Origin of the sequence: Nocardiopsis ganjiahuensis DSM 45031 (genome assembly GCF_000341085.1) — a bacterium.
GTDB lineage: Bacteria > Actinomycetota > Actinomycetes > Streptosporangiales > Streptosporangiaceae > Nocardiopsis > Nocardiopsis ganjiahuensis.
In genome coordinates this window covers 22,348-46,379 of the sequence record NZ_ANBA01000012.1, presented here as the reverse complement: position 1 = coordinate 46,379, position 24,032 = coordinate 22,348, and the positions used below count along the sequence as shown (strand labels likewise).

The window sequence follows — 24,032 nt, the reverse complement described above, 5'->3', positions numbered from 1 at the left end:
GTTGTATCGGTCAATCCATAAGTCGACTTATGTGCGAGCCGAAATGTCGACAAAGAGACACGTCGACATGTCTACCGCCGGGAGTCGGCGATCACGGTGCCCGCACGGAGTTCCAGGTGGCGGCCGCCGAAGCGCTCGCGCATCATCCGGTCGTGTGTCACCAGCACCAGGGCGCCCGTGTAGCGGGAGAGCGCCTCCTCCAGTTCCTCCACCAGGCCGGGGGAGAGGTGGTTGGTCGGCTCGTCCAACAGCAGCAGCTCGTGGGCGCCCGAGGTCAGCCGGGCCACCTCGATCCTGCGCCGCTGGCCCACGGACAGCGAGGCCACCGTCCGGTCGAGCCCGTCGGCCCGGAACAGCCCGAGCGAGGCCAGTTCGTCCCGGTACTCCTCCGCGGGGCCGGGGCGCCCGGCCGCGTAGGCCTGGAGCACGGTCCGCCCCGGCGGTACCGGGGCGTTCTCCTGGCGCAGGAGGCCGATCCTGCCGGGCAGGAGCACCCGGCCGGAGCCGGGGGCCAGCTCCCCGGCCAGGACCCGGACCAGGGTGGTCTTCCCCGCCCCGTTGGGGCCGGTGACCAGGACCCGCTCACCCGGCGCCAGCGACAGGGCGCCGATGTCCAGCCGGCGGTCCACCCGCACCCGTTCCAGCTCCGCGACCGGGGCCGTCTCCGCCGCTTCCTCGTGGGAGAGCGGGCCGGCGAACTCGGCGGCCATCCGGAGGGGGACCGGCGGCGGTGCGACAGGGTTCTCGGTCAGCCGTGCCAGCCTCTCCTTCGCGTTGCGGATCCGGCCCATGGAACCGTGTGCCGCGCCGCGCATCCTGAACCCGCCGTGGCCGAAGGCCGCCTTCTCCATCTTGCGCGGGATCGCCCGCAGGGCGGCGATGTGGTTGTCGGCCAGCCGCCGCTGCCTGGCCAGGTCCTGTTTCCAGTCCTCGTACTCGCGGGCCCGGCGGGCCCGCGCCGCCGCCCTGGCGGCGAGGAACCCGTCGTAGCCGTTGCCGTAGCGCCTCACCCGGTGGGTGTCCGTGTCCACCTCCAGCACCGTCTCGGTCACCCCGGCCAGGAAAGCCCGGTCGTGGGTGACGGCGACGACCGTGCCCCGGTGCTGCCGGAGCCGCTCCTCCAACCAGGCGACCGCGCGGTCGTCCAGGTCGTTGGTGGGCTCGTCCAACAGGAGGAGCTCGGGCGAGGCGGCCAGCACCGCGGCCAGCGCCAGCCTCGAACGCTCCCCGCCGGACAGCGTCCGCAGGGGCCGGTCCCGCTCCAGGCCGGGCAGGCCCAGACCGTGCAGTCCGGCGTCGACGCGGGCGTCTGCGCCGTAGCCGTCGCGCGCCTCGAACTCCGCCAGGAGGTCGCCGTAGGCGTTCAGTTGCTCCGGGGCGGCCTCGCCGAGGGCGGCCTCGGCCGCGCGGATGCGCTCCTCCAGCTCCCTCAGCCCTCGGAGTGCGGCGTCGATCGCGTCACCGACGGTGCCGTTCGGTAGTCCGCCTGACACCCCCTCGAGGGTCTGGGGAAGGTAGCCGACGCCGCCTGCGGCCCGGACGGTGAGTTCCCCGTTGTCCGGGTCCTCCTCGCCCGCGAGGAGGCGGAGGAGGGTGCTCTTGCCGGAGCCGTTGTCGCCGATCACGCCGACGCGTTCGCCCGGGCCGACGGTGAGGCTGACCCGGTCCAGGACCGTGTGGTCCCCGTAGCGCTTGCTGATCTCGCGGAGCGCGAGCTGGGACCGGTGTCGGGTGAGTGTTCCGAGCATGTGGCTCTCCTGGTCTACGTGGTTCCGGTGGTGATCGGTTCCGCGGATCGACAGGGAGAGCCAGGAGGTTTCGGGCATGGGCACAGGGGTGTGCCGGTGAGCCGGAACCAGGGGTGCTGAGGCCTTCCGTAAGCGACCGCGGTGTGGTGACGCCTGCGGAGCGGCGCGGCACCGCAGTGGCGGTGGGGCGCTTGCTCGGAACGCGGGCGTCCGGCGCGGGTTACAGGAAGATCTGAAGCCTCATGGGTGAGACGATACGTCTCGTTTCAAAGGGCGTCAAGGGAGTTCCAGTGAGAGGGGCATCACTCTCAGCTGTTGCTGTGTGCCTCATATAGGGACGACCGAATAGGGGGTTTATTTCCTTGCCGATTTGTCGACATAGCGATCAGGAGGCTTCGGAAAGTGATCCTCGAGGCTCTCCGGGAGGCATGACGAAGGGCCGCCCGCGCTCGGCGGACGGCCCTTCGTGGTTGTTTCGAGCGCTGCGGCTGTCAGAGCCAGCGCGCCTCGGGCCGGGTGCGGCCGTTGTCGTCAGTGACCAGGACCCAGTGCATGATCGGGTGCTCCGAAGTGGTCGTGTCGGTGTTCTCGCGGACCTCGCGCGGCTTCGGGACCAGCGCGGGCTCGGGGGCCAGGCCGGAGAGCCGACGGCTCGCTGCGGCGGACCGGACACGCCGAGGGGTGGTCGCGGAGCGAGAGAGGTGCGGCCCGTGTTCGGTCCTGCGTGCCATGTAGCCCTCCTCGTTTCCTTAGCAGATGACCCAAGTTAACCCTATGTTCACCTTGGAGTCAATTCACTTCCGTCTGGGTGGGTCTGCTGCCCAGGGGTTCAGCGGTGTGCGGGCCAGCAAGGTGAACGGAAGGTGAACAGGTTGGTAACCCGGTCCTACCCCGGACGCGAAAGAGCACCCGCCGCCTGGACGGGTGCTCCGCGAACGTCTGTGGTCGGTGCGCGGCCGGCTACTCCTTGAAGATCAGTCCCACGACTTCGAGATAGAGCTGCTCGGGGTAGGGAATGAAAGCGATCCTGCTGAGCGCCTGGTCCTGACCTGCGGACTCCATCACGAAGGTGCCGTACCCGAGGAAGCGGCCGAGCAGTGTTCGCTCGAACCGCATGTCGGTGACCTTGCCCAGCGGCATCATGTTCACCTGCCGGGTGATCAGCCCTTGGGTCAGCAACAACCGCGCCGACGTGATCACGAAGTAGTCGACGGACCACTCGGCGACCCGCCAGACGAACCACACCAGCACCAGCAGCCAGAGCCACCACACGACGGCCAGGGTCGCGGTGCTGTTGGCGCCGATCGTCCTGCTCAGGATGGCCGCGAACACCAGGGCCGCCAGAACCGCACCCACCGGACCGATGAGGACCGCTGGGTGCCGACGGATGGTCACGACGTCCTGCTCATGCGGCAGGAGGTAGCGGTTCACCGACGCTGGAGCCGCGTTGCTCGAGGCTACGAGCTTCATGACAGCCGACCCGTCCCCGTCTACGACAGCAGCGTGTTGACGAACCGGGACATCGACTCAGCGCCGCCCACCAGGAGATCCAGTCCGCTCTGGATCACTCCGGCCGCGCTTTCCGGTTGCGTGAGCAGATAAAACGCCACGAAACCGATGAGCGCATAACCGCCCCATTTCTTCAACTTCGCCACGACTGACTCCCCTTGGAATCCACCTGACCCACCAACCCAGCAGTGATTGTTCCATCGACCATCATGCCCGTAAAGCCTGGGGCGCACCCTCGGCGTGGCGGTATGTCGGACGTTCACCGCTTGCGGGCTGTGTCCGGTTCCGGTGGTGTTGGTAACCCGGTGAATGGTGGTCCGGAAAGAGGTTTCCGTTCTGATGCAGGTCAGGGCGGTGAAAAGTCGGTCGGGATGCGCTCCCGAAGGGGCGAAGGCACACCAGGGGCGGGCCCGGGTTCCGAGGAAGGGTTCGCCGATCCGAGGAGGGAGACGACAGGGAACCCGGTTCTTCGCGTTCCGAAGAGGGGGGTAGTGCGGGCCCGAAACTGGTGCGGGAGTGTCTAACGCTGTTCCGCGAAGGCCAGGGCGAGCACCTGGAGGTGCTGTCGGGCGATGCGCTCCACGAGGTCCGGGGTGGCCCGCCCGGTCACGTCCTGGGCGCCGTGTCTGGCCGCGTCCACGCACCGGGAGACGGTGGAGGAGTGGTGCACGTCGGAGAACTCTGTGGACAGGCGACTGATGACTGGGTTGAAGTGGGGGTCGCGGGCGGCCTGGGTTGTCGAGGGGGAAGGGTTCTCGGGCATCTCACTCCTTAGGGCTGCGAGGGCGGAACAGCACGGCGCGTGTGCGCTCGGGGGCTTTGCGTAGCCACTGGAGGGTTGCCGGAACTCCGCGCCGGAAACAGGCAGCGGCGTTCGGATATCAGTGGGCTGAGCCCCTTGTGGGGTGGTTTCGGTCTGGCGGGTGCACCCGGTTACGGGTGGTCAGGAACCATGATCACTGTAATCTGTTACGTTCCAATCTCGAAATGAATTCGGCTAATGCAATACCGTGTCGGCCGGAGTCCGGTCGAGCGGGCTCGACCTGGGGTGACACCACCGGGGAAGCAGGGCACGATGGGACCAATGCCCGATTTTCGGGCGTTCATTCACCCCGTCCCCAAAAGAGCCGAAAAAGCGCCCAACCGGTGATCCGATTGGGCGCGGGTGCCTTGCGTGGCGGGGCTCCGGACTCAGGCGCAGCCGTACAGGCGGTCGCCGGCGTCCCCCAGCCCCGGGAGGATGAAGCCGTTCTCGTTCAGGCGCTCGTCCACCGCCGCGGTCACGACGCGCAGTGTGGCGCCGTGGTCACCGGGCAGGGTTTCGGTCAGTTTCTGCTCCACGGCGGTCAGGCCCTCGGGCGCCACCAGCAGGCAGATCGCGGTGATGTGGTCGGCGCCGCGTTCGACGAGCAGCTTCAGCGCCGCGGCCAGGGTGCCGCCGGTGGCCAGCATCGGGTCCAGCACGTAGCACTGGCGTCCGGACAGGTCCTGCGGAAGGCGGTCGGCGTAGGTGGCGGGCTGGAGGGTCTCCTCGTCACGCGCCATGCCGAGGAAGCCGACCTCCGCGGTGGGCAGGAGGCGGGTCATGCCGTCGAGCATGCCGAGCCCGGCGCGCAGGATCGGGACCACGAGCGGGGTGGGACGCGTCAGCTGGGTGCCGGTGGTCTCCACGAGCGGGGTCTCGATGGTGACCTCTGTCACGCGGACGTCCCGCGTCGCTTCGTAGGCGAGCAGGGTGACCAGCTCGTCCGTCAGCCGCCGGAAGGTCGGTGAGTCGGTCCGCACGTCGCGCAGGGTGGTCAGCTTGTGCGCGACCAAGGGGTGGTCGACGACCAGGGTTTCCAAAACGTTCTCCGGGTGAGCTGGGATAACGGGACGGTTGACGGGGTGAGGGGCCTGCCCGAGTCTAACCGCGCGTATCACCCGGACCAGGGCTCATCGGACCCTCCACACCCCCTCCCGGGCGGTTCCGGGGGTCTCCGGCGCGGAACTGGTGTGCATGGGATCGGTCACGGGGGCGCGGGGGACCCGCCTCTCATGAGAGCGTTAGGGCGTTCCACGGCGGATGAGCGACTACGGCGAGGTGGGAGTGATCGTTACCATGGCACTCGCACGGGCGAGCCGGGCTCCACTCGTCCGCACCGAAACACCGTCCGGGTTGGGGTGACGATGACAGTGCTCGATCATGGTGACGACGACTCGGGTGACTTCGCGGCCGTCGCGTACAGGGAAGAGGAGTACTGGGATGTCGACCTTCTCCCCGTAGCGCTGACACACGATCTCAAGGGGCTCATCCACGCCCTGCGCCAACAGCCGAGCATCAGCGGGTCCATCGGGCTGGTGTCGGTCGGCGACGACTTCTTCATCATCGTCCGTGTGTACGGAGGCGAGGTCTCCCTCTTCCTGTCCGACGTGACCGCCTCGGTCGACTGGCAGGTCGCCCGGGACGTCCTGGACTACCTGGACATCGACCTGCCGGACGACGACGACCTCGACCAGGTCCTGCCCGCGGGAGACCTGTCCGTGGTCGCGGACCTGGGTCTGGACGAGATGGAACTGGGCGCCCTCGCGGGCGATCTCGACCTCTATCCGGACGAGGTGCTCGCGAGCGTGTCCGAGCGGTTGGGATTCGCCCAGTCCTTCCAGCGTGTCCTGGACGGTATGGGGTAGGGGTCGCCTGGAACGCGGTCAGGAGAGACAGGAGGGCACGTGGTGTCGACCTTCGCAGCCGTCTTCGCCCCGAACGGGAAGACGTGGCGGGGAACCGAGGTCGATCTCGGTGGCGTCGAGGCCATCGACGACATCACCGACCTCATGTTGGACCTCGCGACGGACTGGGACAGCGAGCTGGCCCTGCTGCTCGTGGAGGCGGACGACGAGTGGTTCGCCGTCATCCGGGTGGACGAGTCGGTTCCGGATCCGCGGGTCTACCTCTCCGACGGCCGGGTGGTGCACGACCACCCGCTGGCCGGTGTGCTCTCCGAGGCCGGCGGGCTCGGCGCACCCGTGCCCGCCGAGAGCGCGGGCGCCCGCCCCGACCCCAGGCCGGACGGTGACGGGGAGCTGCTCACCGATCTCGGGGTGGCCGAGGACGAACTCGCCGACCTCTCCGTGGGCGGCGGCGTGCTGCCCAGTGACGTACTCGCGGTGATCGCCGAACGCTCCGGCTTCGCCGACCTCCTCGACTCGATGAGGCTGTGACCGGTTGACCGACCTGCCCGATCTCGACCGGGGTGCGGTCGACGGCGCGATGCTCGACGCCCTGGCCGAGGCCGAGCTGGCCCTGGCCACCGACGACGTGCCGGTCGGTGCCGTGGTGCTCGGACCCGACGGCGCCGTCCTGGGCCGCGGACACAACCGACGCGAGGCCGACGGCGATCCGACCGGACACGCCGAGGTGCTGGCGCTGCGTGCGGCGTCCCAGGCGCGCGGTGAGTGGCGCCTGTCCGGATGCACCCTGGTGGTCACCCTCGAACCCTGTGTGATGTGCGCCGGAGCCACCGTGCTCTCCCGGGTGGACCGCCTGGTCTACGGGGCGCGCGACGCCAAGGCCGGGGCGGCGGGTTCGATGTGGGACCTGGTCAGGGACCCCCGGCAGAACCACCGTCCCGAAGTCGTTCCACCCGATCTGATCAGTCAGGACACCGCCGACAGGTGCGCGGATCTGCTGATTCGGTTTTTCGAACGGCGCCGCGTCCGGTAGAGTACCTCTCGGTGGATTCGCCTAGTGGCCGATGGCGCCCGCCTCGAAAGCGGGTAAGGGGCAACCCTTCGAGGGTTCAAATCCCTCATCCACCGCCACAAGCCGTCCCCGGCAGCAGCCGGGGGCGGTTTTTTGTGCGCACCAGGCCTTCCCGGGCGTGCCTAGGAGGCGGTTCCGGGGACGGCCAGGCCGTCGATGGCCTTGTCGAGCCAGTTCACCCAGAAGAGCTCCAGGTCGATACCGCCCTGCAGCACCAGGCCCTGGACCCGGTCCCGCTCGGTCCCGTGGCCGCGGGCCGCGTCGCGCCGTTGGAACTCCCGGTACTCCGCCAGGCGGGCGGCGTGCAGTTCCCGGTGGCGGCGCAGCTCCTCGAGCAGACCGTCGCCCACCCCCACGACCCCCGCCGCGCGCAGGCGCAGCAGCAGGGGGTCGCGGGGGTCGCGCGGTTCGTCCTGCCCGGCGACCCAGCGCTCCAGCTCCTCCCGGCCCGAGGCCAGTACCTCGTACTCCTTCTTCTGGCCCCGGGTGGGCGAGTCCGTCGGCAGGGCCCGGATGAGTCCGGCCTTCTCCAGCTTGCCCAGCTCGCGATAGATCTGCTGGTGGGTGGCGGACCAGAAGTACCCGATGGAGCGGTCGAAGCGCCGGGTGAGTTCCAGTCCGGAGGAGGGTTTCTCCAGCAGGGCGGTCAGAATCGCGTGGGGCAGGGACATGAGCGCATTCTAGGGAGGTCCGGAGAACCGGAGGGCTTACAGGGCGGCGGCCAGTTCGGTGCCCTGCTTGATGGCGCGCTTGGCGTCCAGCTCGGCGGCGACGTCGGCGCCGCCGATCAGGTGCACGGAGCGTCCGGCGGCGGTCAGCTCGTCGGCCAGGTCCCGGCGCGGGTCCTGCCCGGCGCACACCACGACGGTGTCGACGTCGAGCACGCGCTCCTCGCCGTCCACGGTCAGGTGCAGGCCCTCGTCGTCGATCCGGCGGTAGTCGGCGCCCGCGACCATCTCCACGCCGCGGTGGCGCAGCTCCAGGCGGTGGATCCACCCGGTGGTCTTGCCCAGGCCCTTGCCGACCTTGCTGGTCTTGCGCTGGAGCAGGTGGACCCGGCGGGGCGGGGCGGGCCGCACGGGGGCGCCCAGGCCGCCGCGCTCCTTGTAGTCGGTGTCCACGCCCCAGAGGCGGAAGAACGTGTCCGGGTCCTGGCTGGCGTCGTCACCGCCGTCGGTGAGGAACTCGGCGACGTCGAAGCCGATGCCGCCCGCGCCGATGACGGCGACCTTCTCGCCGACCTCGGCGCCGCCGCGCAGCACGTCCACGTAGCTGACCACGCTGGGGTGGTCCACGCCCGGGATCGGAGGGGTGCGCGGGGTGACGCCGGTGGCGATGACGACCTCGTCGTAGCCGTCGAGGTCGGCGGGGGTGGCCGTGGTGTTCAGGCGGACGTCCACGCCGTGCTTGGCGAGCTGGACCCGGAAGTAGCGGAGGGTCTCGTCGAACTCCTCCTTGCCGGGAACGCGGCGGGCCATGTTGAGCTGGCCGCCGATCTCGGAGGCGGAGTCGAAGAGGGTGACGCTGTGGCCGACCTCGGCCGCGGAGACGGAGAAGGCGAGACCGGCGGGTCCGGCGCCGACCACGGCCACGTTCTTGCGGGTCCGGGTGGGGGACAGGACCAGCTCGGTCTCGTGGCAGGCGCGCGGGTTGACCAGGCAGGAGGTGATCTTGAGGCTGAACGTGTGGTCCAGGCAGGCCTGGTTGCAGCCGATGCAGGTGTTGATCTCCTCCGCCCTGCCGGCCTCGGCCTTGGCGACGAAGGCGGCGTCGGCGAGCATCGGGCGGGCCAGGGAGACCATGTCGGCCTTGCCCTCGGCGATGATCCGCTCGGCGATCTCGGGGGTGTTGATGCGGTTGACCGCGACCAGCGGGACCGTCAGTTCCTTCTTGAGGCGCTGGGTGATCCAGGTGTAGGCGCCGCGGGGAACGGAGGTGGCGATGGTGGGGACGCGGGCCTCGTGCCAGCCGATGCCGGTGTTGATGATGTCGGCGCCGGCGGTCTCGATCCGCTTGCCGAGCTCGACGACCTCGTCGTAGGTGGAGCCGTCGGGTACGAGGTCGAGCATGGACAGGCGGTAGACGAGGATGAAGTCGGTGCCCACGCGCTCGCGGACGCGGCGGACGATCTCCAGGGGGAGGCGGACGCGGTTGTCGAAGGAGCCGCCCCACCGGTCCTGGCGCTTGTTGGTGGCGGGCGCGATGAACTGGTTGATGAGGTAGCCCTCGGAGCCCATGACCTCGACGCCGTCGTACCCGGCCCGCTGGGCGAGCTCGGCGCAGCGGACGAAGTCCTCGATGGTGCGCTCGATCTCCTCCTCGGTGAGTTCGTGCGGCACGAAGGGGCTGATCGGCGCCTGGAGGGGGCTGGCGGAGACGGACTCCTCGCTGAACGCGTAGCGGCCGGTGTGCAGGATCTGCATGGCGATCCTGCCGCCCTCGCGGTGCACGGCCTCGGTGATGACCCGGTGCTCGGCGACCTCTTCGTCGTTGGTGAGCTTGGCGCTTCCGGTGAAGGTGGCGCCCTCGGGGTTGGGGGCGATGCCGCCGGTGACGATGAGGCCGACCCCGCCGCGGGCGCGCTCCGCGTAGAAGGCGGCCATCCTCTCGAAACCGTTCGGGGCCTCCTCCAGGCCGACGTGCATGGAGCCCATGATCACGCGGTTCTTCAGAGTGGTGAAGCCCAGGTCCAGGGGTTCCAGAAGGTGGGGGTACTCGCTCATGACCTCTCCTTGCGCGGGGTGCCTCCGGCCGGTGTCCTGCCGGCCTCCCCTCATTATGCAACAAGTTGCACAATGAGGCGAGAGTGCCCCCGGAGGGCTCAGGGCTCCGGGGGGCTCAGAGCTCCACGGGGAGGGGGAGGGGGCGCTTGGCGGTGCGGCCGTCACCGGAGGAGCGGCCCCGGACGCGGCGCACCACCCAGGGGCCGAGGAACGACCCCAGCCACCGGACCTCCTCCGCGGCGGACCTGAACGCACCGGGTGCGGGCACCGGCGGCAGCGGGTCCGTCCAGGACCCGTCGCTGCCGGGGATGCCGAGCGCGTGCGCCACCGCCCCGGCGATCCGGCGGTGCCCCTCGGAGGAGCAGTGCAGCCGGTCGCTCTGCCACAGGCGCCGGTCCGTGGCGACCGCGTGCGCGGCGGTGTCGGCCACCGCCACCCCGTGCCGCTCCGCCGCCTCGCGCAGCCGCTCGTTGAAGTCCAGCACGCGCGGGACGAGGGGCCTGGCCAGCGGGGCGATCTCCGCGATGTCGGGGAAGGTCAGCGTGGCCACCCGCGCACCGACCCCGGTGAGTTCGGCGAACATCGTCTCGACGTGGTCGATCACCTCGTCCGCGTCGTACCTGGGGCGGATGAGGTCGTTGACCCCGGCGAAGACCGTCGCCACGTCCGGGCGCAGCTCCAGGGCGGCCTTGAGCTGCTCCTCGTGGACCTGCCGGGCCAGGCGTCCGCGGACCGCGAGGTTGGCGTAGTCGACCCTGGCCCCGGTCGCGGCGAGGTGCTCCGCGAACCGGTCCGCCCACCCCCGGTAGCCGGACACCTCGTCGCCGTCGCCGATCCCCTCGGTCTGGCTGTCCCCGAGCGCGACGTAGCGCAGATTCCCGTCCAACCTCATGTCCCGCACCTTTCCTGGGTATCCACGCACAATACTCAAAAAAACGACTATTAACCTTGTTCACCACCCAGGTTCGGGTCAACCTCTCGGCCAGGCTCCGTTCCGTCCCGTCCGGAGTCCGGCAGGGCGCGGGGCGTGGCGGTCCGGCACAACCGGCCGGGCCGCTCCTAGCGTGGTCCGGGGGCGACGAGCCCGGCCCCCGGCCGCGCAGTGCCCCGGGAGGGTCCGTCATGAGCAGGAACACCGTCGCCGAACAACTCGTCCGAACACTGCTCGCCGCGGGGGTCACCCGCGTCTACGGGGTGGTGGGGGACAGCCTCAACCCGGTGGTGGACGCCGTCCGCACCACCGACGGCATCGAGTGGGTCCACGTCCGCAACGAGGAGACCGCCGCCTTCGCCGCCGCGGCGCAGGCCCAGATCGACGGGAAGCTCGCCGTCTGCGCGGGATCCTGCGGTCCCGGCAACACCCACCTCGTCCAGGGGCTGTACGACGCCCAGCGCAGCGGAGCACCCGTGCTCGCGCTGGCCTCGCACATCCCCTCACCCCAGATCGGCACCGGCTACTTCCAGGAGACCCACCCCGAACGGCTCTTCGGAGACGTCACGGAGTTCCGCGAGCTGGTCTCCCGCCCCGACCAGATGCCCCGCCTGGCCCGGATCGCCGTCCAGCACGCCCTGGGCACCCCCGGCGTGGCCGTCCTCGTCCTGCCCGGGGACATCGCCGGGCGGAAGGCCGTCGGCCCGGCCGACACCACCCCGGTGACCGCCGGACGGGCCACCGCCTGGCCCAGTGAGGACGACGTCCGCGAACTCGCCCGGAGGATCAACGAGGCGGACACGGTCGCCCTGTTCTGCGGAGCCGGGGTACGCCACGCGCACGAGGAGGTCATGGCCCTGGCCGGCCAGGTCGGGTCCCCGGTCGGACACACCCTGCGCGGCAAGGAGTGGATCCAGTACGACAACCCGTACGACGTCGGCATGATCGGCCTCCTCGGCTACGGCGCCTGCTACGAGGCCCTCAAGGACGCGGACCTCACCGTGCTGCTCGGCTGCGACTTCCCCTACGACGAGTTCCTGCCCAAGCACAACGTCGTCCAGGTCGACCACGACCCGCGCCGCCTCGGCCGGCGCGTCCCGATCCGGCTCGGCGTCCACGGGGACGTCGCCGCGACCCTGCGCGCCCTGCGCCCCGCGGTCCGGAGGAAGAAGGACGACACCTTCCTCCGGGACATGCTCAGGCGCCACGAGCGCGCCCTGACCAGGGCCGTGGACGCCTATACGAAGAACATCGAGCACCACACCCCGATCCACCCCGAGTACGTGGCGAGCATCCTCGACTCCCTGGCGCCGGACGACACCGTGTTCACCGTCGACACCGGCATGAACAACGTGTGGGCCGCCCGCTACATCACCCCCAACGGCCGCCGCCGCGTGATCGGCTCCTTCACCCACGGCTCCATGGCCAACGCCCTGCCGCACGCCATCGGGGCCGCCTACGCCGCCCCTGGCCGCAAGGTCGTGTCCATGTCCGGCGACGGCGGCCTGAGCATGCTCCTCGGCGAGCTGATCACCGTGCGGCAGCACGGCCTGCCCATCACGACGGTGGTGTTCAACAACTCCTCGCTCGGCATGGTCCGGCTGGAGATGATGGTGGACGGCATGCCCGCCTTCGAGACCGACCATGCCCCGGTGGACTACGCGAAGGTCGCCGAGGCCGTGGGCATGCGGGCGATCCGGGTGGAGGAGCCCCAGGACGTGCGTGAAGCTCTGCACGAGGCCCTCACCGCGAACGAGCCGGTCCTGGTGGACGTGGTCACCGACCCCAACGCGCTGTCGGTGCCCTCCCGGATCACCGCCGACCAGGTCACCGGTTTCGCCCTGTCCGCGGGCCGCACGGTGCTCCACGGCGGCGTGGGCTCGATGATCGACCTCGCCCGCTCCAACCTCCGCAACATCCCGAGGCCCTAGGCAGGCCTGGTGACCTGTCGACCTGTCCACAGGTCGCTCTGTCCCCAAGTCGCCAGGTCGACAGATCCGGACCCCTGGAACCCCGTCCCTGCGGGCCTCTAGGCGCCGACGGTTCCGTTGCCCTGGAAGGCGCGGCGGTAGGCCTGCGGGCTGGTGCCGACCACCGCGCGGAAGCGTTCGCGAAAGGCGGTGGGAGAACCGAACCCCGCCTGGTCGGCGATGAGGTCCACCGGGTGACGGGTGGACTCCAGCAGGTACTGGGCGCGGCGGACCCGGGCCCGGTGCAGCCAGCGCAGCGGCGTGGTCCCGGTCTGCTCGCGGAAGCGGCGGCTGAGGGTCCGGGTGCTCACCCCGGCGTGTGCGGCGATGTCGGCCAGGGTGAGGTCCCGCCCGGAGTTCTCTTCCAGCCACTCCAACAGCGGCTCCCAGGCGGCGCCGTCGGGCACGGGAGGGGGTTCGTGCGCGATGAACTGCGCCTGTCCGCCCTCGCGCTCCAACGGCATCACCGAGAGCCGTGCCGTGTCGGCGGCCACCGCCGAACCGTGGTCGGAGCGGACCATGTGCAGGCACAGGTCCAGCCCGGCCGCGGCCCCGGCCGAGGTGAGGAACTGCCCGTTGTCCACGTAGAGGACGCCGGGGTCCACGGTCACCGACGGGTGGAGTTCGGACAGCAGCCCGGCGCCCCGCCAGTGCGTGGTGGCGCGCAACCCGTCCAGCAACCCCGTGGCGGCGAGTACGAACGCGCCCGTGCAGATCGAGGCGATCCGGGTCCCCTCGGCCGCGGCGGCGCGCAGGGCGTCGAGCAGCTCCTCCGGAGGCGGGACGGAGAGGTCCTCCAACCCCGGGACGACGACGGTGTCCGCCTCCGAGAGCGCCTCCAGGCCGAGGTCGGCGCGCAGGCGGAACGGTCCGGCGGCGACCTCCGGTTCGGGAGCGCAGACCAGGACCCGGTAGGCGGGGGCGCCGCCGGGCAGGCGGCTGCGGGAGAACACCTCCACGGGCGTGGTCAGGTCGAAGCCGACCACACCGTCGAAGGCCGTGACCACCACTGTGTGCATGGGCCAGATCGTAACCGCCGGGTTGGCCAGAATCCGTCGGACCCTGGCTTTCCAGCCCCTGTCGCCGCCCTCGCGCCTTCCGTAACTTCGAGCTGCGGCCTCCGGAAGAGGGGACCCGAACACACGAGGGGGAAGACGATGCTGGCCCAGGTCGTACTGTTCGACGGGTTCGACCCGATGGACGTGATCGCGCCGTTCGAGGTCCTGTACGCGGGCGGGACCGCCAGCGGCGGCGCTCTGACGGTGGAGCTGGTCTCCGCGGAGGGCGCCCGTGAGGTGCCCAGCGGGAACGGGGTGCCGCTCCGGGCCACCGCGCGGCTGGACCCGGCACACGCCGACCTGGTCGTCGTGCCGGGCGCGGTGGGGGGCCTGCCCGTGCCGGGGGACGGGGACGGAGAGGTCGATCCGGACTCCATCCCGGCGATCCTGGCGCGGAGCCTCACCACTGAGCTGCCGGGGCTGCTCGGCGCGGCCATGGCCCGCCCGGACACGCTCGTGGCGACCGTGTGCGGCGGTTCCCTGCTGATGGGGATGGCCGGGCTGACCGAGGGGCGCACGGCCACCACCCACCACATGGGCCTGGACGTGCTGGAGGCCACCGGGACGACGGTCGTGGACGCGAGGGTCGTGGACGACGGTGACCTGGTCACCGCGGCCGGGGTCACCTCGGGGCTGGACCTCGGTATCCACCTGCTCGAACGTGAGCTGGGTCCGCGGATCGCCCACGCCGTGGAACAGCTCTTCGCCTACGAGCGCCGCGGTGTGGTCTGGCGGGCCGAGGGCCTCGTGCCCGTTGCCTGAGACGTCTCCGGACCACCGTGAACGACCATGAACCACCGCGAGGAGCAGCAGTGTCCGTTGCCGGAACCTGGGACCTGGCCATCAGTACGCCGATCGGGCGGATCCGCCCCACGATGCGCATCACCGAGGAGGACGGGATCCTCAGCGGCGTCGCCTGGAGCGAGGGTGAGGAACCGGACGAGCTGGTCGACCTCACCCTGGACGGCGACCGCCTCACCTGGCGACAGGCGGTCACCAAGCCCATGCGGCTCAACCTGGTCTTCGCTCTGACCGTCGACGGCGACGAGATGACGGGCACCTCGAAGGCGGGGCGCCTGCCCGCCTCCAAGGTCGTCGCCCGGAGGTCTGCGGGGGAGGGGCCCTCACCTTCCTGAACCGAGCGCGGCCGTTCCGGGTCCGGTCAGCCGGTCCAGGACGGCGGCCGGATCCTCGAGACGGGCGCAGCGGGAGGTCAAGCGGTCGCTGAGCCGACTGCGACGACCGCGATCGTCACCACGATCAGCAGGATCGCGATCGCGGCACCCACCACCATCGTGAACCCCGTGAAGTGCGCGTGATACAGGGGCAGCCGCACCCGGGGGCGGCGTCGGCGGAACTCCTTCATCGTCGGAACGACCGGGTGCAGCCATGACTCACAGGGCGTGCCGAGTCGCCGCCACAGCTCCGCCAAGTCCTCCTCCGGCCAGAATCCGGTGCCGAAGCTGATCGTGCGACCGTCCGTGTCGGCGATGACGGTCAGGACGTTCTGGTTCTTCACCCCGCTGCTGTCCACCAGGTAGAGCGCCTTGGTGACCTCGGCGATCCGGTTCCGAGGCAGCCTCCGCGTACGCCCCCGCCAGTTCCGGTGGACGAGCTCGCTCGGCGTGAGCTCCAGGCGACTGTTGCGGAAGAACAGGATGCTGAAGACCAGGGACATGACACAGGTCACGACGGTGACGGCGCCGATGCCCACCACGAAGACGACACCGGACCCGGGGTCGTCCTGCTCGAAGGAGTACCAGCCGACGGCGAACTCGACCGCCAGACCTACGAGCGCGAGGACCAGGAGCACAATCTTGCCGGGGCGCTTCATCTCCTCCCAGTAGGTCCTGGACCCGGGACCCACCGTGAACGTCGTGGCCGTCTCGTACCGCATGCTTCTCCCTCACCGCCGCACCGGGACCGTGCCGGTCTCGGGATCTGGACTCATCGGAGGTCTGACGGACGTTTCGGGGATTCGGCTCCCCTGCTGTGGGCCGCAGCGCCACACGCGTATGCCGGGACCGCTGAGAGCGTGTGCTCAGACGTGCGGGGTGTGCTCGTGCGCCGCTGAGCGAGTGGGGGACTCCTGTGTGCCATCGGGTGGCTTCCTCGCCGGAGCGTGTCGCCTCGCCGGAGCCGCGACACGGGCTCCCGGGAACGACGAAGGCCCCGACCGCTGTGCGGTCGGGGCCTTCCGTCTGCCCTGGTGGGCTGTGGCGGAGGATAGGGGATTCGAACCCCTGAGGCGTTGCCACCAACACGCTTTCCAAGCGTGCGCCCTAGGCCACTAGGCGAATCCTCCGTGGATCACTCTACAGGCTTTCGGGGAGTGGTTCGAACGGGTTCCGACCGGCCCGTGAGGGGTGCCCGCGTCGGGTTGCGGGGGTCTCCGGTTCGGATACACTCGGGGACAGACCCCTCGTGCGGCGTCACCCTATGAACCTCCCCAGGGCCGGAAGGCAGCAAGGATAAGTGGGCTCTGGCGGGTGCGCGGGGGGTCCTTTCTTGTTTCTGGGGGTACCTCGCCCCAGCCGCCCCCTCCCGGTTTCCCGGACTCGGTGCGAGTTGTCACCGCCAACGGGTTGAATGGGACCGAGGCAGGGACCAGGGGAGTGATCACACCGTGAGCATCGCGCTGTACCGCAAGTACCGTCCCGCGACGTTCGGTGAGGTGCGCGGTCAGGAACACGTGACCGACCCGCTGCGCCAGGCGTTGCGCAGCGGAAGAATCAACCACGCCTATCTCTTCAGCGGACCGCGCGGTTGCGGCAAGACGACCAGCGCGCGCATCCTGGCGCGCTCCCTCAACTGTGAGCAGGGCCCGACCCCCGATCCGTGCGGGACCTGCGACTCCTGTGTGGCGCTCGCTCCCGACGGCGGCGGCAGCATCGACGTGATCGAGATCGACGCCGCCTCCCACGGTGGTGTCGACGACGCCCGCGACCTGCGCGAACGCGCGTTCTTCTCGCCGGTCAACTCGCGCTACAAGATCTACATCATCGATGAGGCGCACATGGTGACCCGCGAGGGTTTCAACGCGCTCCTCAAGCTGGTGGAGGAACCCCCGCCGCACCTGAAGTTCGTGTTCGCCACCACCGAGCCCGAGAAGGTCATCGGCACGATCCGTTCGCGGACCCACCACTACCCCTTCCGGCTCATCCCGCCGAGCACCCTCAAGGAGCTCATGGAGGACCTCCTCAAGCAGGAGGAGGTCTCCTACGACCCCGCGGCGCTGCCCCTGGTCGTGCGCGCGGGCGCCGGCTCGGCCCGTGACACCCTGTCCGTGCTGGACCAGCTCATCGCCGGTTCGGACGAGGGCGGCATCACCCGTGAGGGCGCCGTCTCCCTGCTCGGCTACACCGACTCCAGTCTGCTCGGCGAGATGGTCGACGCCCTGGGCGCCCGCGACGGCGCCGCCGCGTTCGGCCTGGTCGACCGGGTGGTCGAGGGCGGGCACGACCCGCGCCGCTTCACCACGGACCTGCTGGAGCGCTTCCGCGACCTCGTGGTGCTCTCCGCCGTTCCGGACGCCCTGGACAAGGGACTGGTGAACGTCTCCCCGGAGTCCGTGGAGCAGATGAAGGACCAGGCCGCCCGGCTGGGCCCGGCCGAGCTCTCCAGGGCCGCCGAGGTCCTCAACCAGGGGCTGACCGAGATGCGCGGAGCGACCGCGCCCCGGCTGCTCCTGGAGCTCATGTGCTCGCGCATCCTGCTGCCCGCCACCGGCGGCGACCAGGGTCCCGCGCTGCTGGCCCGCCTGGAGCAGTTGGAGCGCCGTCTGGCCTCGGGGGCCGTGGCCCCGGCCGCACCGGCGCCCCAGGCGTCCGCGCCCGCACCGGCGCCCCAGGCGCCCGCCGCTCCGGCACCCGCGCCCGCGCCCGCACCTCAGGCGGCCCCCGCTCCGGCGCCCGCACCCGCACCCGCGCCGCAGGCACCCACGAGGCCCAGCGCACCCGAACCCGCTCCCCGCCCGGTGCCGCCGGCCGCCGGTGAGCCCGCGGGCTGGGACGCCCCCGCGCGCAGCGCACCCGAACCCGCGCCGCGTGCGGCCGCGCCCTCCGCCGGTGGCGGCGGGCTCGACCTGGGCCGTGTCCAGGGCGCCTGGCAGCAGATTCTGGAGGCGGTCAAGGGCCGCCGCCGGTTCACCTGGATGGTCCTGACCGGCGGCGACGTCCAGCCGGTCGGGATCGAGGGCAACAGCGTGCTGCTGGGCTTCAACAAACCCAACGAGGCCAAGGGCTTCAGCAACAGCGGCAGCGACCAGGTCGTCGCCGGGGCCATCCAGCAGGTTCTCGGACTCGAGGTCCGGGTGGCCCCCGCCAGCGGCAGCGCCGCCGCGTCGGCCCCGGCGCCCCAGCGCCGTGCCGAACCCGCTCCCCGCCCGGCCGAGCCCGCGGGTTGGGACACCCCTGCCCCCGCCCAGCGGGCGGAACAGCCCCGGCCCGGCGCACCCGAACCCGCGCCGGAGACCGCGCGGTCCTCGGCTCCCGCCCAGCCCGAGGGTCCGCCGCCGGACCGGATCGTCACCGGGCTCCAGGAGCCGCCGCCCGACCCGTACGAGGACGGAGCCGCCGCCCCGCCGCCGGACGACGGTGGTTTCGGCCGCCCGACCCAGCGCGGACCGGTACCGAAGGCCGTCGAGCAGAGCGCGCCGGCGGCCGGTGTCCCGGCGGCCGGAGCCACGGCCTCGAACAGCCCGTCCTCGAGCAACCCGCCCCAGGGCGGTCAGGCCGTCAACGGCTCCGGCGGTCCCGGCCGGGGGTCGGGTCCGCGCGCAACGGGCGGCGCGGCGCTGATCGAGACCGAGCTCGGGGGCAAGCTCCTTGAGGAGATCGAGCACGGATCCGCACCCGGGGCCTGACCGGCTCCCGGACCCTGGATCCCGGAGTCCGGGGCCAGGGGCCGGGCACTCAGGGGCGCAATCCCCGCAGGACGGTGTCCACGAGGCGGTCCACGTACTCGTGGGTCAGCGGTCCGGTGCGCAGCAGCCACCGGTGGTTGATCGGGCCGTTGAGCATCTCCACGGCGAGGTCGAGGTCGGCGTCCGGTGCGAGCTGTCCGGCGTCCCGGCCGGCGCGCATCCGGTCCTTGACCGCCTCGGCGTTGGGCCGGACGAGCCGCTCGGTGACGGCCCGGGCGAACTCCTCGTCGTGCTGGACCTCCGCGGTGAAGGCCCGGGTGGTCCGGTCCGTCGCCGGGTCGGTGAACTCGTCGGCGGTGGCGCGGAACACGGTCTTGAGGTCGGCGGCCAGGTCGCCGGTGTCGGGCAGCGGGGCCCCGGCCTCGGCTCCGGTCAGCCGGGTGAAGACCTCGAAGACCACGGCGGCCTTGGAGGGCCACCAGCGGTAGATGGTCTGCTTGCCGACCCTGGCACGGGCGGCGATGGCCTCCATGGTGAGTTTCGAGTAACCGACCTCACCCAGCAGTTCGGCGGCGGCGTCGATGATGGCGTTGCGCGCGCGTTGGCTGCGACGGCGGGGGTCCGGGGCCCGTCTGGTCTGTTCAGCGGTGTTGTCGGCCATGTCTCCACGGTAGCTGCTGAAAAATGACGAGACGTATCGTCTTGACACCGGTACCATCAGGGGCGACCATTAAAACGAGACGCTCCGTCTCGTTAATGTGATCACGAGAGGACACAGGACCATGTCCAAGAACAGCGACAACCTCCTCGGGATGGGTGGCCAGCGCACCACCGTCTCCCGTTCCGCGATGCGGGGCGGACCGGGCGGGGCCCAGGGCGGCCCCAGCGACGAGGCGCGTGAGCGCAAGCAGGAGCTCCTGCGCAAGCTTCGGGAGAAACACTCCACCGAGGAGACCAAGGACACCGAAGGACAGAAGTGAGCGCGCGGCGGCGGCCCCCACCGGAGAACGGTCGGGGGCCGTCGGCGTCTCCGGGGTCCTCGTGAGAATCCTGGGCCCCTGAGTCCTCTAGGCCGGGACGCACGCCCCCGCCGGCAGGACCTCGTTCGCACGACCCGCCCCTCCCCGGACCCCGTCGTGGTTCAGACCGGGGAACCGACCGGCCAGGAGCGCCCGTCCGGTGAGTCCAGCCACACCCGCTGTGCCCCGTCGGACTCCACCACCAGGCCGAACCGGTCCGGGTCGGGTTCGCCCAGGGAGGACCACTCCACCAGGGCCGCCTCGACCTCGTCCCAGATACTCCTGGGTCCGCCCTGCTCGATCATCCACGAGGTGCCGTAGGGGTAGATCCGCACCCACGAGTCCCCCCGCCGGTCGCACAACCACATCCCCGAACCCGTGCCGATCCACCGCCGCCGCATGCGCCAGTCCGGGACCATGACCGACACCGCGAAGGCCGAGGCGAAGGTCAGCATCGGCGCGACGGGGTCGACCTGGGTGAGCCGGTACTCGTCCGGCTGCTGTCCGGCGTCCCGCACCGGGGGCAGGGCCGAGCCGGGTGTGCGCAGCGGGACGAACCCCACACCGCCGTGGAACCGGCCCAGCGCCGTGCGCCCCGGGCCCGCCTTCGGCCCCGCACCCGAGACGCTTTCCGTACCCGCGGGCCCCAGTTCGAGCCGCATGAGCACCCCCGCGCTCTCCAGCATCCCCCACGGGCACACCACGAGCCCGCCTGCGGTGAGCTGGTCGAGCCAGGCCCCGGGGACCCGGCGCACTCCGCACGCACTGATGATCCGGTCGAAGGGCGCCGCCTCCGGATACCCGCTGTGGCCGTCGGTCAGGTGGGTGGCGGGGGAGAGCCCCGCCTCCCGGAGCGACCCCCGGGCCGCGTACAGCAGGGGCTCGTCGATCTCCACCGAGGTGACGGCCGCGTCCCCGAGGCGGTGGGCGAGCAGCGCGGTGTTCCACCCCGTTCCGGTGCCCACCTCCAGGACCCGCTGCCCGTTGGCGAGGTCGGCCAGTTCCAGCATCCGGGCGAGCACGGTCGGCGCGGAGCTGCACGAGGTGGACACGCTCCGACCCGGCTGGCGCTGTCTCGGCACCTCGGGCCCCTCGACCCGGGTGACGATGGCGTTGTCCGTGTAGACGGCGGCCAGCCAGCGGTCGGGGTTGCCCGCGGCGTTCAAGGAGCTGCCGTTCGCGGTCAGCGCTCCGGTCTCCGGTATGAACAGGTGGCGGGGCACCGAGCGGAAGGCCTCGACGAGTGCGGCGTCGGTCAGTGTGCCGTCCGCGATTATCGCCTCGATCAGAGCCGAGTTGCGCTCTCTGGCGGTCAACACGTCCTCAGTCCCCTGTTGTTCTCGCTGTTCAAGGATGGTGCCCGAGGACACCTGAGTGACCGGCGGACCCCGAGGGCCATCCTTTCAACCGACAGTGATTTTTGCGCTACTCTTCGCTCTTTTGGCTGGTGAAATCAGGTCAACGGTGCCACCAAGTCCTCGTTGTGTCGGGGGTAGTCCACGTAGCCGCGGGCTCCGGACGTGTAGTGGAAGTCCTTCTCCCGGATCGCGGCCCAGGGCACCCCGGCCGCCAGCCGTTCGACCACGTCCGGGTTGGCGATGTAGGGCCGGCCCACGGACACGAGGTCGGCGCGTCCTCCGGCGACCAGGGCGGCGGCGCTCTCCGGGGTGGTCTCCTCGTGTTCCCCGGTGTTGCCGACCAGCGTGCCCGGCCAGTCCCGGCGGGCATCGGCCAGCGCGGGGTGCACGGGGTCTTCGGTGACGTGCAGGTAGGCGAGGCCGAGCGGTGCGATCTGACGCAACAGCTCCCGGTAGACCGGGGCCGGGTCGTGCTCCGCCATCTCGAACTGGCGGTTGCCGGGGGAGAGGCGCAGCCCCACCCGGTCGGCCCCGACGGCGTCCGCGACCGCCGCGGTGACCTCGACGGGGAACCGGACCCGGCCGGTGGTCCCGCCGCCGTAGGCGTCCGTGCGCAGGTTGGTGTTGTCGGCGAGGAACTGGTGCGGCAGGTATCCGTTGGCCCCGTGGATCTCGACCCCGTCGAACCCGGCCCGCAGCGCCGCGCGGGCGGAGGCCGCGTAGTCGGCCACGGTCTCGGCGATCTCCCGGAGGGTCAGGGCGCGTGGTGCGACCGGGGCGACCTTGCCGTCCAGGGTGTGCACCGGTTCGGTCCGCGGCACGACGGAGGGCGCCACGGGGGTCCCGCCGTCGGGGCGGTTGGCGGGGTGCCCGCTGCGACCGGTGTGCATGAGCTGCGCGAAGATCCGTCCGCCGGCCTCGTGCACGGCGTCGGTCACCCGTCGCCACCCCTCGACCTGCGCGGTCGAGTACAGACCCGGTTCGGTCAGGAACTGCTGTCCGGCCACGCTGGGCGCGATCCCCTCGGAGACGATCAGCCCCGCACCGGCGCGCTGGGCGTAGTAGGTGGCCATGAGGTCGCCGGGGACCCCGTCCAGGTCGGCGCGCAGCCGCGTCATCGGGGCCATGACGACACGGTTGGGCAGGTGCAGCGCGCCGAGGCGGTAGGTGTCGAGCAGGGGGTCCGTACGCTTCGTTGATGTGTTCATGGTGTGAGCGTAGAATCTGCCATCCATGTGAGGTTCAAGAGTTCGTGACCAGAGTCACGGTCCGGGGGCGGGAGCCGGGGCCGCGGCCCCGGGCCGCGAACCGGGGTTCAGGGAGGTGTCCGTGCGCATCGGAGAACTGTCCGCGCGGAGCGGGGCCAGCCCCCGTTCGCTGCGCTACTACGAGGAACGAGGGCTGCTGACCTCCCAGCGCACCTCGGGAGGGCACCGTGAGTACGGTGATGACGCGGTGGAGCGGGTGGACCGCGTCCAGTGCCTGATCGGGGCCGGGCTCAACACCGAGACCATCCGCGAACTGCTGCCCTGTGTGTACGCGCAGGAGCGCGGCGAACCCGCGCCGGACCTCCTCGACTGGCTGAGCGCCGAACGCGACCGGGTGACCGCCGCGATCCGCGGACTGGAGCGCACCCGGGAGGCTCTGGACCAGGTGATCGAGAGCGCCCGTTGAACGCCTTCTCCTTCGGTGCGCACGGCCGGATCGCCTTGGCCGGACCGGTTACCCTCACAGACAAGTGACACGCAGCAACGAACAGCACCACGTGTGCGGCGAGGAGACGGCCGTGAACCCTGGCGGAATGGACATGCAGGCCCTGCTCCAGCAGGCCCAGCAGATGCAGCAGCAGCTGGCGCAGGCCCAGCAGGCGCTGGAGGAGGCCGAGGTCGAGGGCACCTCCGGCGGCGGGCTGGTCAAGGTCAAGCTGAGCGGGCGCGGACAGGTCGAGGACATCACCGTCGACCCCAAGGCCGTCGACCCCACCGACGCGGAGGAGACCGCGCAGACCGTGGCGGACCTGGTCCTGGCGGCCATCCGCGACGCCGAGGCGCAGGTCGAGCGTCTCCAGCAGGAGAAGATGGGCCCGCTGGCCGAGGGCCTGGGCGGCGGGATGCCCGGTGGCATGCCCGGCCTCCCCGGCTTCTAGGAACCCCTTTTCCAGGGCCCTGCGGTCTTCGCGTCGTCGCCCCGGTGCCCACCGGCACCGGGGCGACGACTGCCGGTCCCGGTACGGCCGGGCACGGTGCCCCCATTTCCCCGGAGCGAGTCCGGGTCATGTCCGGGGCGTGGTCGAAACAGGTCGCCGTCCCCCGATACGGTGGGGTGAGGGGCAGGAGTGGCCCCGCCGGGACGCCGTCCCGGTTCCGACCGAGTGGGTAGGCATGTACGAAGGCGCGGTACAGAATCTGATCGACGAGCTGGGGCGACTGCCCGGCGTCGGTCCGAAAAGCGCGCAACGCATCGCCTTCCACCTGCTGTCCGCGGAGTACGCGGACGTCAAACGCCTGGTCAACGCACTCGTCGAGGTCAAGGAGCGGGTTCGCTTCTGCTCGATCTGCGGCAACATCGCCGAAGAGAGCGAGTGCCGTATCTGCCGTGACGCCCGCCGCGACGTCGCCGTCATCTGCGTCGTCGAGGAGTCCAAGGACGTCGTCGCCATCGAACGCACCCGCGAGTTCCGCGGGCGCTACCACGTGCTCGGGGGCGCCATCAGCCCCATCGAGGGCGTGGGCCCCGACGACCTGCGGGTCAAGGAGCTCATGACGCGTCTGGCCGACGGCCAGATCACCGAGCTGATCCTGGCGACCGACCCGAACCTGGAAGGGGAGGCCACCGCGACCTACCTGGCGCGGCTGGTCAAACCCATGGGCCTGAAAGTCACCCGCCTGGCCAGTGGGCTGCCCGTCGGCGGCGACCTCGAGTACGCCGACGAAGTCACTCTCGGACGCGCCTTCGAGGGCCGCCGTAGCCTGGAGTTCTAGCTCACACTTCGCCGTAATCTGGTCGAAATATGAGTAACCTCCGTTCGAACGGGTAGGCCCGAGCGCTGGTGTGTCAAGGCGCCACGCCCTCTCTCCGCAGGTCGGAACGGGTGTCGTGGGCGTCCCTGG

General features: G+C 70.9%; 25 protein-coding genes, 2 tRNA genes and 1 other RNA gene. 13 read left to right on the top strand and 15 right to left on the bottom strand.

Annotated elements, in window-relative coordinates:
* Positions 1–71 precede the first annotated feature (71 nt).
* The 6 genes from abc-f to upp form a co-directional block, all read right to left on the bottom strand.
* Positions 72–1,748 carry a ribosomal protection-like ABC-F family protein gene (abc-f, locus tag D458_RS0117430; protein WP_017588037.1) on the bottom strand — a complete coding sequence of 559 codons (1,677 nt, stop codon included), beginning with the start codon at positions 1,746–1,748 and terminating at the stop codon, positions 72–74.
* A gap of 491 nt (positions 1,749–2,239) precedes the next feature.
* Complete coding sequence (locus D458_RS0117425; RefSeq protein WP_017588036.1) at positions 2,240–2,479, bottom strand: hypothetical protein; 240 nt, start codon at positions 2,477–2,479, stop codon at positions 2,240–2,242.
* A gap of 229 nt (positions 2,480–2,708) precedes the next feature.
* Entirely contained in the window at positions 2,709–3,218 is a 510-nt protein-coding gene (locus D458_RS0117420; protein ID WP_026119406.1) for a PH domain-containing protein, read from the bottom strand.
* Between the two features lie 20 nt (positions 3,219–3,238).
* Entirely contained in the window at positions 3,239–3,403 is a 165-nt protein-coding gene (locus D458_RS37010; protein ID WP_017545737.1) for a hypothetical protein, read from the bottom strand.
* Positions 3,404–3,777: 374 nt separating this feature from the next.
* Complete coding sequence (locus D458_RS0117410; RefSeq protein ID WP_017588034.1) at positions 3,778–4,020, bottom strand: hypothetical protein; 243 nt, start codon at positions 4,018–4,020, stop codon at positions 3,778–3,780.
* Between the two features lie 428 nt (positions 4,021–4,448).
* Positions 4,449–5,102 (bottom strand): uracil phosphoribosyltransferase, encoded by a 654-nt coding sequence (gene upp, locus D458_RS0117405; RefSeq protein WP_017588033.1) that lies wholly within the window; start codon positions 5,100–5,102, stop codon positions 4,449–4,451.
* 324 nt (positions 5,103–5,426) lie between these two features.
* On the opposite strand from upp, the gene D458_RS0117400 reads away from it, so the two are divergent.
* The 4 genes from D458_RS0117400 (at position 5,427) to D458_RS0117385 (ending at position 7,058) form a co-directional block, all read left to right on the top strand.
* Entirely contained in the window at positions 5,427–5,927 is a 501-nt protein-coding gene (locus D458_RS0117400) for a tRNA adenosine deaminase-associated protein (RefSeq protein WP_040702533.1), read from the top strand.
* Between the two features lie 42 nt (positions 5,928–5,969).
* Positions 5,970–6,458: a tRNA adenosine deaminase-associated protein gene (locus D458_RS0117395; RefSeq protein WP_026119405.1), complete on the top strand. Its 489-nt coding sequence runs from the start codon at positions 5,970–5,972 to the stop codon at positions 6,456–6,458.
* Between the two features lie 49 nt (positions 6,459–6,507).
* Positions 6,508–6,960 (top strand): nucleoside deaminase, encoded by a 453-nt coding sequence (locus tag D458_RS0117390; RefSeq protein ID WP_040702538.1) that lies wholly within the window; start codon positions 6,508–6,510, stop codon positions 6,958–6,960.
* 10 nt (positions 6,961–6,970) lie between these two features.
* Positions 6,971–7,058 (top strand) — tRNA-Ser (locus tag D458_RS0117385).
* 63 nt (positions 7,059–7,121) lie between these two features.
* Here the strand turns inward: D458_RS0117385 and D458_RS0117380 are convergent.
* The 3 genes from D458_RS0117380 to D458_RS0117370 form a co-directional block, all read right to left on the bottom strand.
* The gene (locus D458_RS0117380) at positions 7,122–7,670 is read right to left on the bottom strand and encodes a PadR family transcriptional regulator (RefSeq protein WP_017588029.1); all 549 of its coding nucleotides are present in this window, start codon (positions 7,668–7,670) and stop codon (positions 7,122–7,124) included.
* Positions 7,671–7,706: 36 nt separating this feature from the next.
* Positions 7,707–9,722 carry an NADPH-dependent 2,4-dienoyl-CoA reductase gene (locus D458_RS0117375; protein ID WP_017588028.1) on the bottom strand — a complete coding sequence of 672 codons (2,016 nt, stop codon included), beginning with the start codon at positions 9,720–9,722 and terminating at the stop codon, positions 7,707–7,709.
* A 115-nt stretch (positions 9,723–9,837) separates the two neighbouring features.
* The gene (locus D458_RS0117370) at positions 9,838–10,614 is read right to left on the bottom strand and encodes an SGNH/GDSL hydrolase family protein (protein WP_017588027.1); all 777 of its coding nucleotides are present in this window, start codon (positions 10,612–10,614) and stop codon (positions 9,838–9,840) included.
* 230 nt (positions 10,615–10,844) lie between these two features.
* On the opposite strand from D458_RS0117370, the gene D458_RS0117365 reads away from it, so the two are divergent.
* A complete protein-coding gene (locus tag D458_RS0117365) occupies positions 10,845–12,584 on the top strand; it encodes a pyruvate dehydrogenase (RefSeq protein WP_017588026.1) in 1,740 nt (579 codons plus the stop codon).
* Between the two features lie 98 nt (positions 12,585–12,682).
* Here D458_RS0117365 and D458_RS0117360 read toward each other — a convergent pair whose 3' ends face one another.
* A complete protein-coding gene (locus tag D458_RS0117360; protein WP_017588025.1) occupies positions 12,683–13,642 on the bottom strand; it encodes a GlxA family transcriptional regulator in 960 nt (319 codons plus the stop codon).
* Positions 13,643–13,780: 138 nt separating this feature from the next.
* Between D458_RS0117360 and D458_RS0117355 the strand changes: the two genes are divergently transcribed.
* Both D458_RS0117355 and D458_RS0117350 read left to right on the top strand, forming a co-directional pair.
* Positions 13,781–14,443 (top strand): DJ-1/PfpI family protein, encoded by a 663-nt coding sequence (locus D458_RS0117355; RefSeq protein WP_017588024.1) that lies wholly within the window; start codon positions 13,781–13,783, stop codon positions 14,441–14,443.
* Positions 14,444–14,493: 50 nt separating this feature from the next.
* Positions 14,494–14,817: a hypothetical protein gene (locus tag D458_RS0117350; RefSeq protein ID WP_017588023.1), complete on the top strand. Its 324-nt coding sequence runs from the start codon at positions 14,494–14,496 to the stop codon at positions 14,815–14,817.
* 77 nt (positions 14,818–14,894) lie between these two features.
* Here the strand turns inward: D458_RS0117350 and D458_RS0117345 are convergent, their stop codons facing one another.
* On the bottom strand, positions 14,895–15,578 hold the full coding sequence (locus tag D458_RS0117345) for a hypothetical protein (RefSeq protein ID WP_017588022.1): 684 nt from the start codon (positions 15,576–15,578) through the stop codon (positions 14,895–14,897).
* A 320-nt stretch (positions 15,579–15,898) separates the two neighbouring features.
* Positions 15,899–15,986, bottom strand: a tRNA-Ser gene (locus tag D458_RS0117340).
* A gap of 108 nt (positions 15,987–16,094) precedes the next feature.
* Here D458_RS0117340 and ffs point away from each other — a divergent pair.
* Positions 16,095–16,190, top strand: an RNA gene (gene ffs, locus D458_RS35100) — signal recognition particle sRNA small type.
* A 117-nt stretch (positions 16,191–16,307) separates the two neighbouring features.
* Positions 16,308–18,545, top strand: a complete 2,238-nt coding sequence (locus tag D458_RS0117335; RefSeq protein ID WP_017588021.1) for a DNA polymerase III subunit gamma and tau — start codon at positions 16,308–16,310, stop codon at positions 18,543–18,545.
* A gap of 49 nt (positions 18,546–18,594) precedes the next feature.
* Here D458_RS0117335 and D458_RS0117330 read toward each other — a convergent pair whose 3' ends face one another.
* Positions 18,595–19,206 (bottom strand): TetR/AcrR family transcriptional regulator, encoded by a 612-nt coding sequence (locus tag D458_RS0117330; protein ID WP_017588020.1) that lies wholly within the window; start codon positions 19,204–19,206, stop codon positions 18,595–18,597.
* Between the two features lie 121 nt (positions 19,207–19,327).
* On the opposite strand from D458_RS0117330, the gene D458_RS0117325 reads away from it, so the two are divergent.
* Entirely contained in the window at positions 19,328–19,525 is a 198-nt protein-coding gene (locus D458_RS0117325; protein WP_017588019.1) for a DUF6243 family protein, read from the top strand.
* 161 nt (positions 19,526–19,686) lie between these two features.
* Here the strand turns inward: D458_RS0117325 and D458_RS0117320 are convergent, their stop codons facing one another.
* Positions 19,687–20,880, bottom strand: a complete 1,194-nt coding sequence (locus tag D458_RS0117320; RefSeq protein ID WP_017588018.1) for a methyltransferase domain-containing protein — start codon at positions 20,878–20,880, stop codon at positions 19,687–19,689.
* Positions 20,881–21,017: 137 nt separating this feature from the next.
* Positions 21,018–22,130: an alkene reductase gene (locus D458_RS0117315; protein WP_017588017.1), complete on the bottom strand. Its 1,113-nt coding sequence runs from the start codon at positions 22,128–22,130 to the stop codon at positions 21,018–21,020.
* Between the two features lie 121 nt (positions 22,131–22,251).
* Here D458_RS0117315 and D458_RS0117310 point away from each other — a divergent pair, with 121 nt between their 5' ends.
* The 3 genes from D458_RS0117310 (at position 22,252) to recR (ending at position 23,903) form a co-directional block, all read left to right on the top strand.
* Positions 22,252–22,596, top strand: a complete 345-nt coding sequence (locus D458_RS0117310; protein WP_017588016.1) for a MerR family transcriptional regulator — start codon at positions 22,252–22,254, stop codon at positions 22,594–22,596.
* A gap of 127 nt (positions 22,597–22,723) precedes the next feature.
* A complete protein-coding gene (locus D458_RS0117305; protein WP_017588015.1) occupies positions 22,724–23,068 on the top strand; it encodes a YbaB/EbfC family nucleoid-associated protein in 345 nt (114 codons plus the stop codon).
* A 235-nt stretch (positions 23,069–23,303) separates the two neighbouring features.
* Positions 23,304–23,903, top strand: coding sequence for a recombination mediator RecR (recR, locus tag D458_RS0117300; RefSeq protein WP_017588014.1), 600 nt, complete (start codon positions 23,304–23,306; stop codon positions 23,901–23,903).
* Positions 23,904–24,032: the final 129 nt, after the last annotated feature.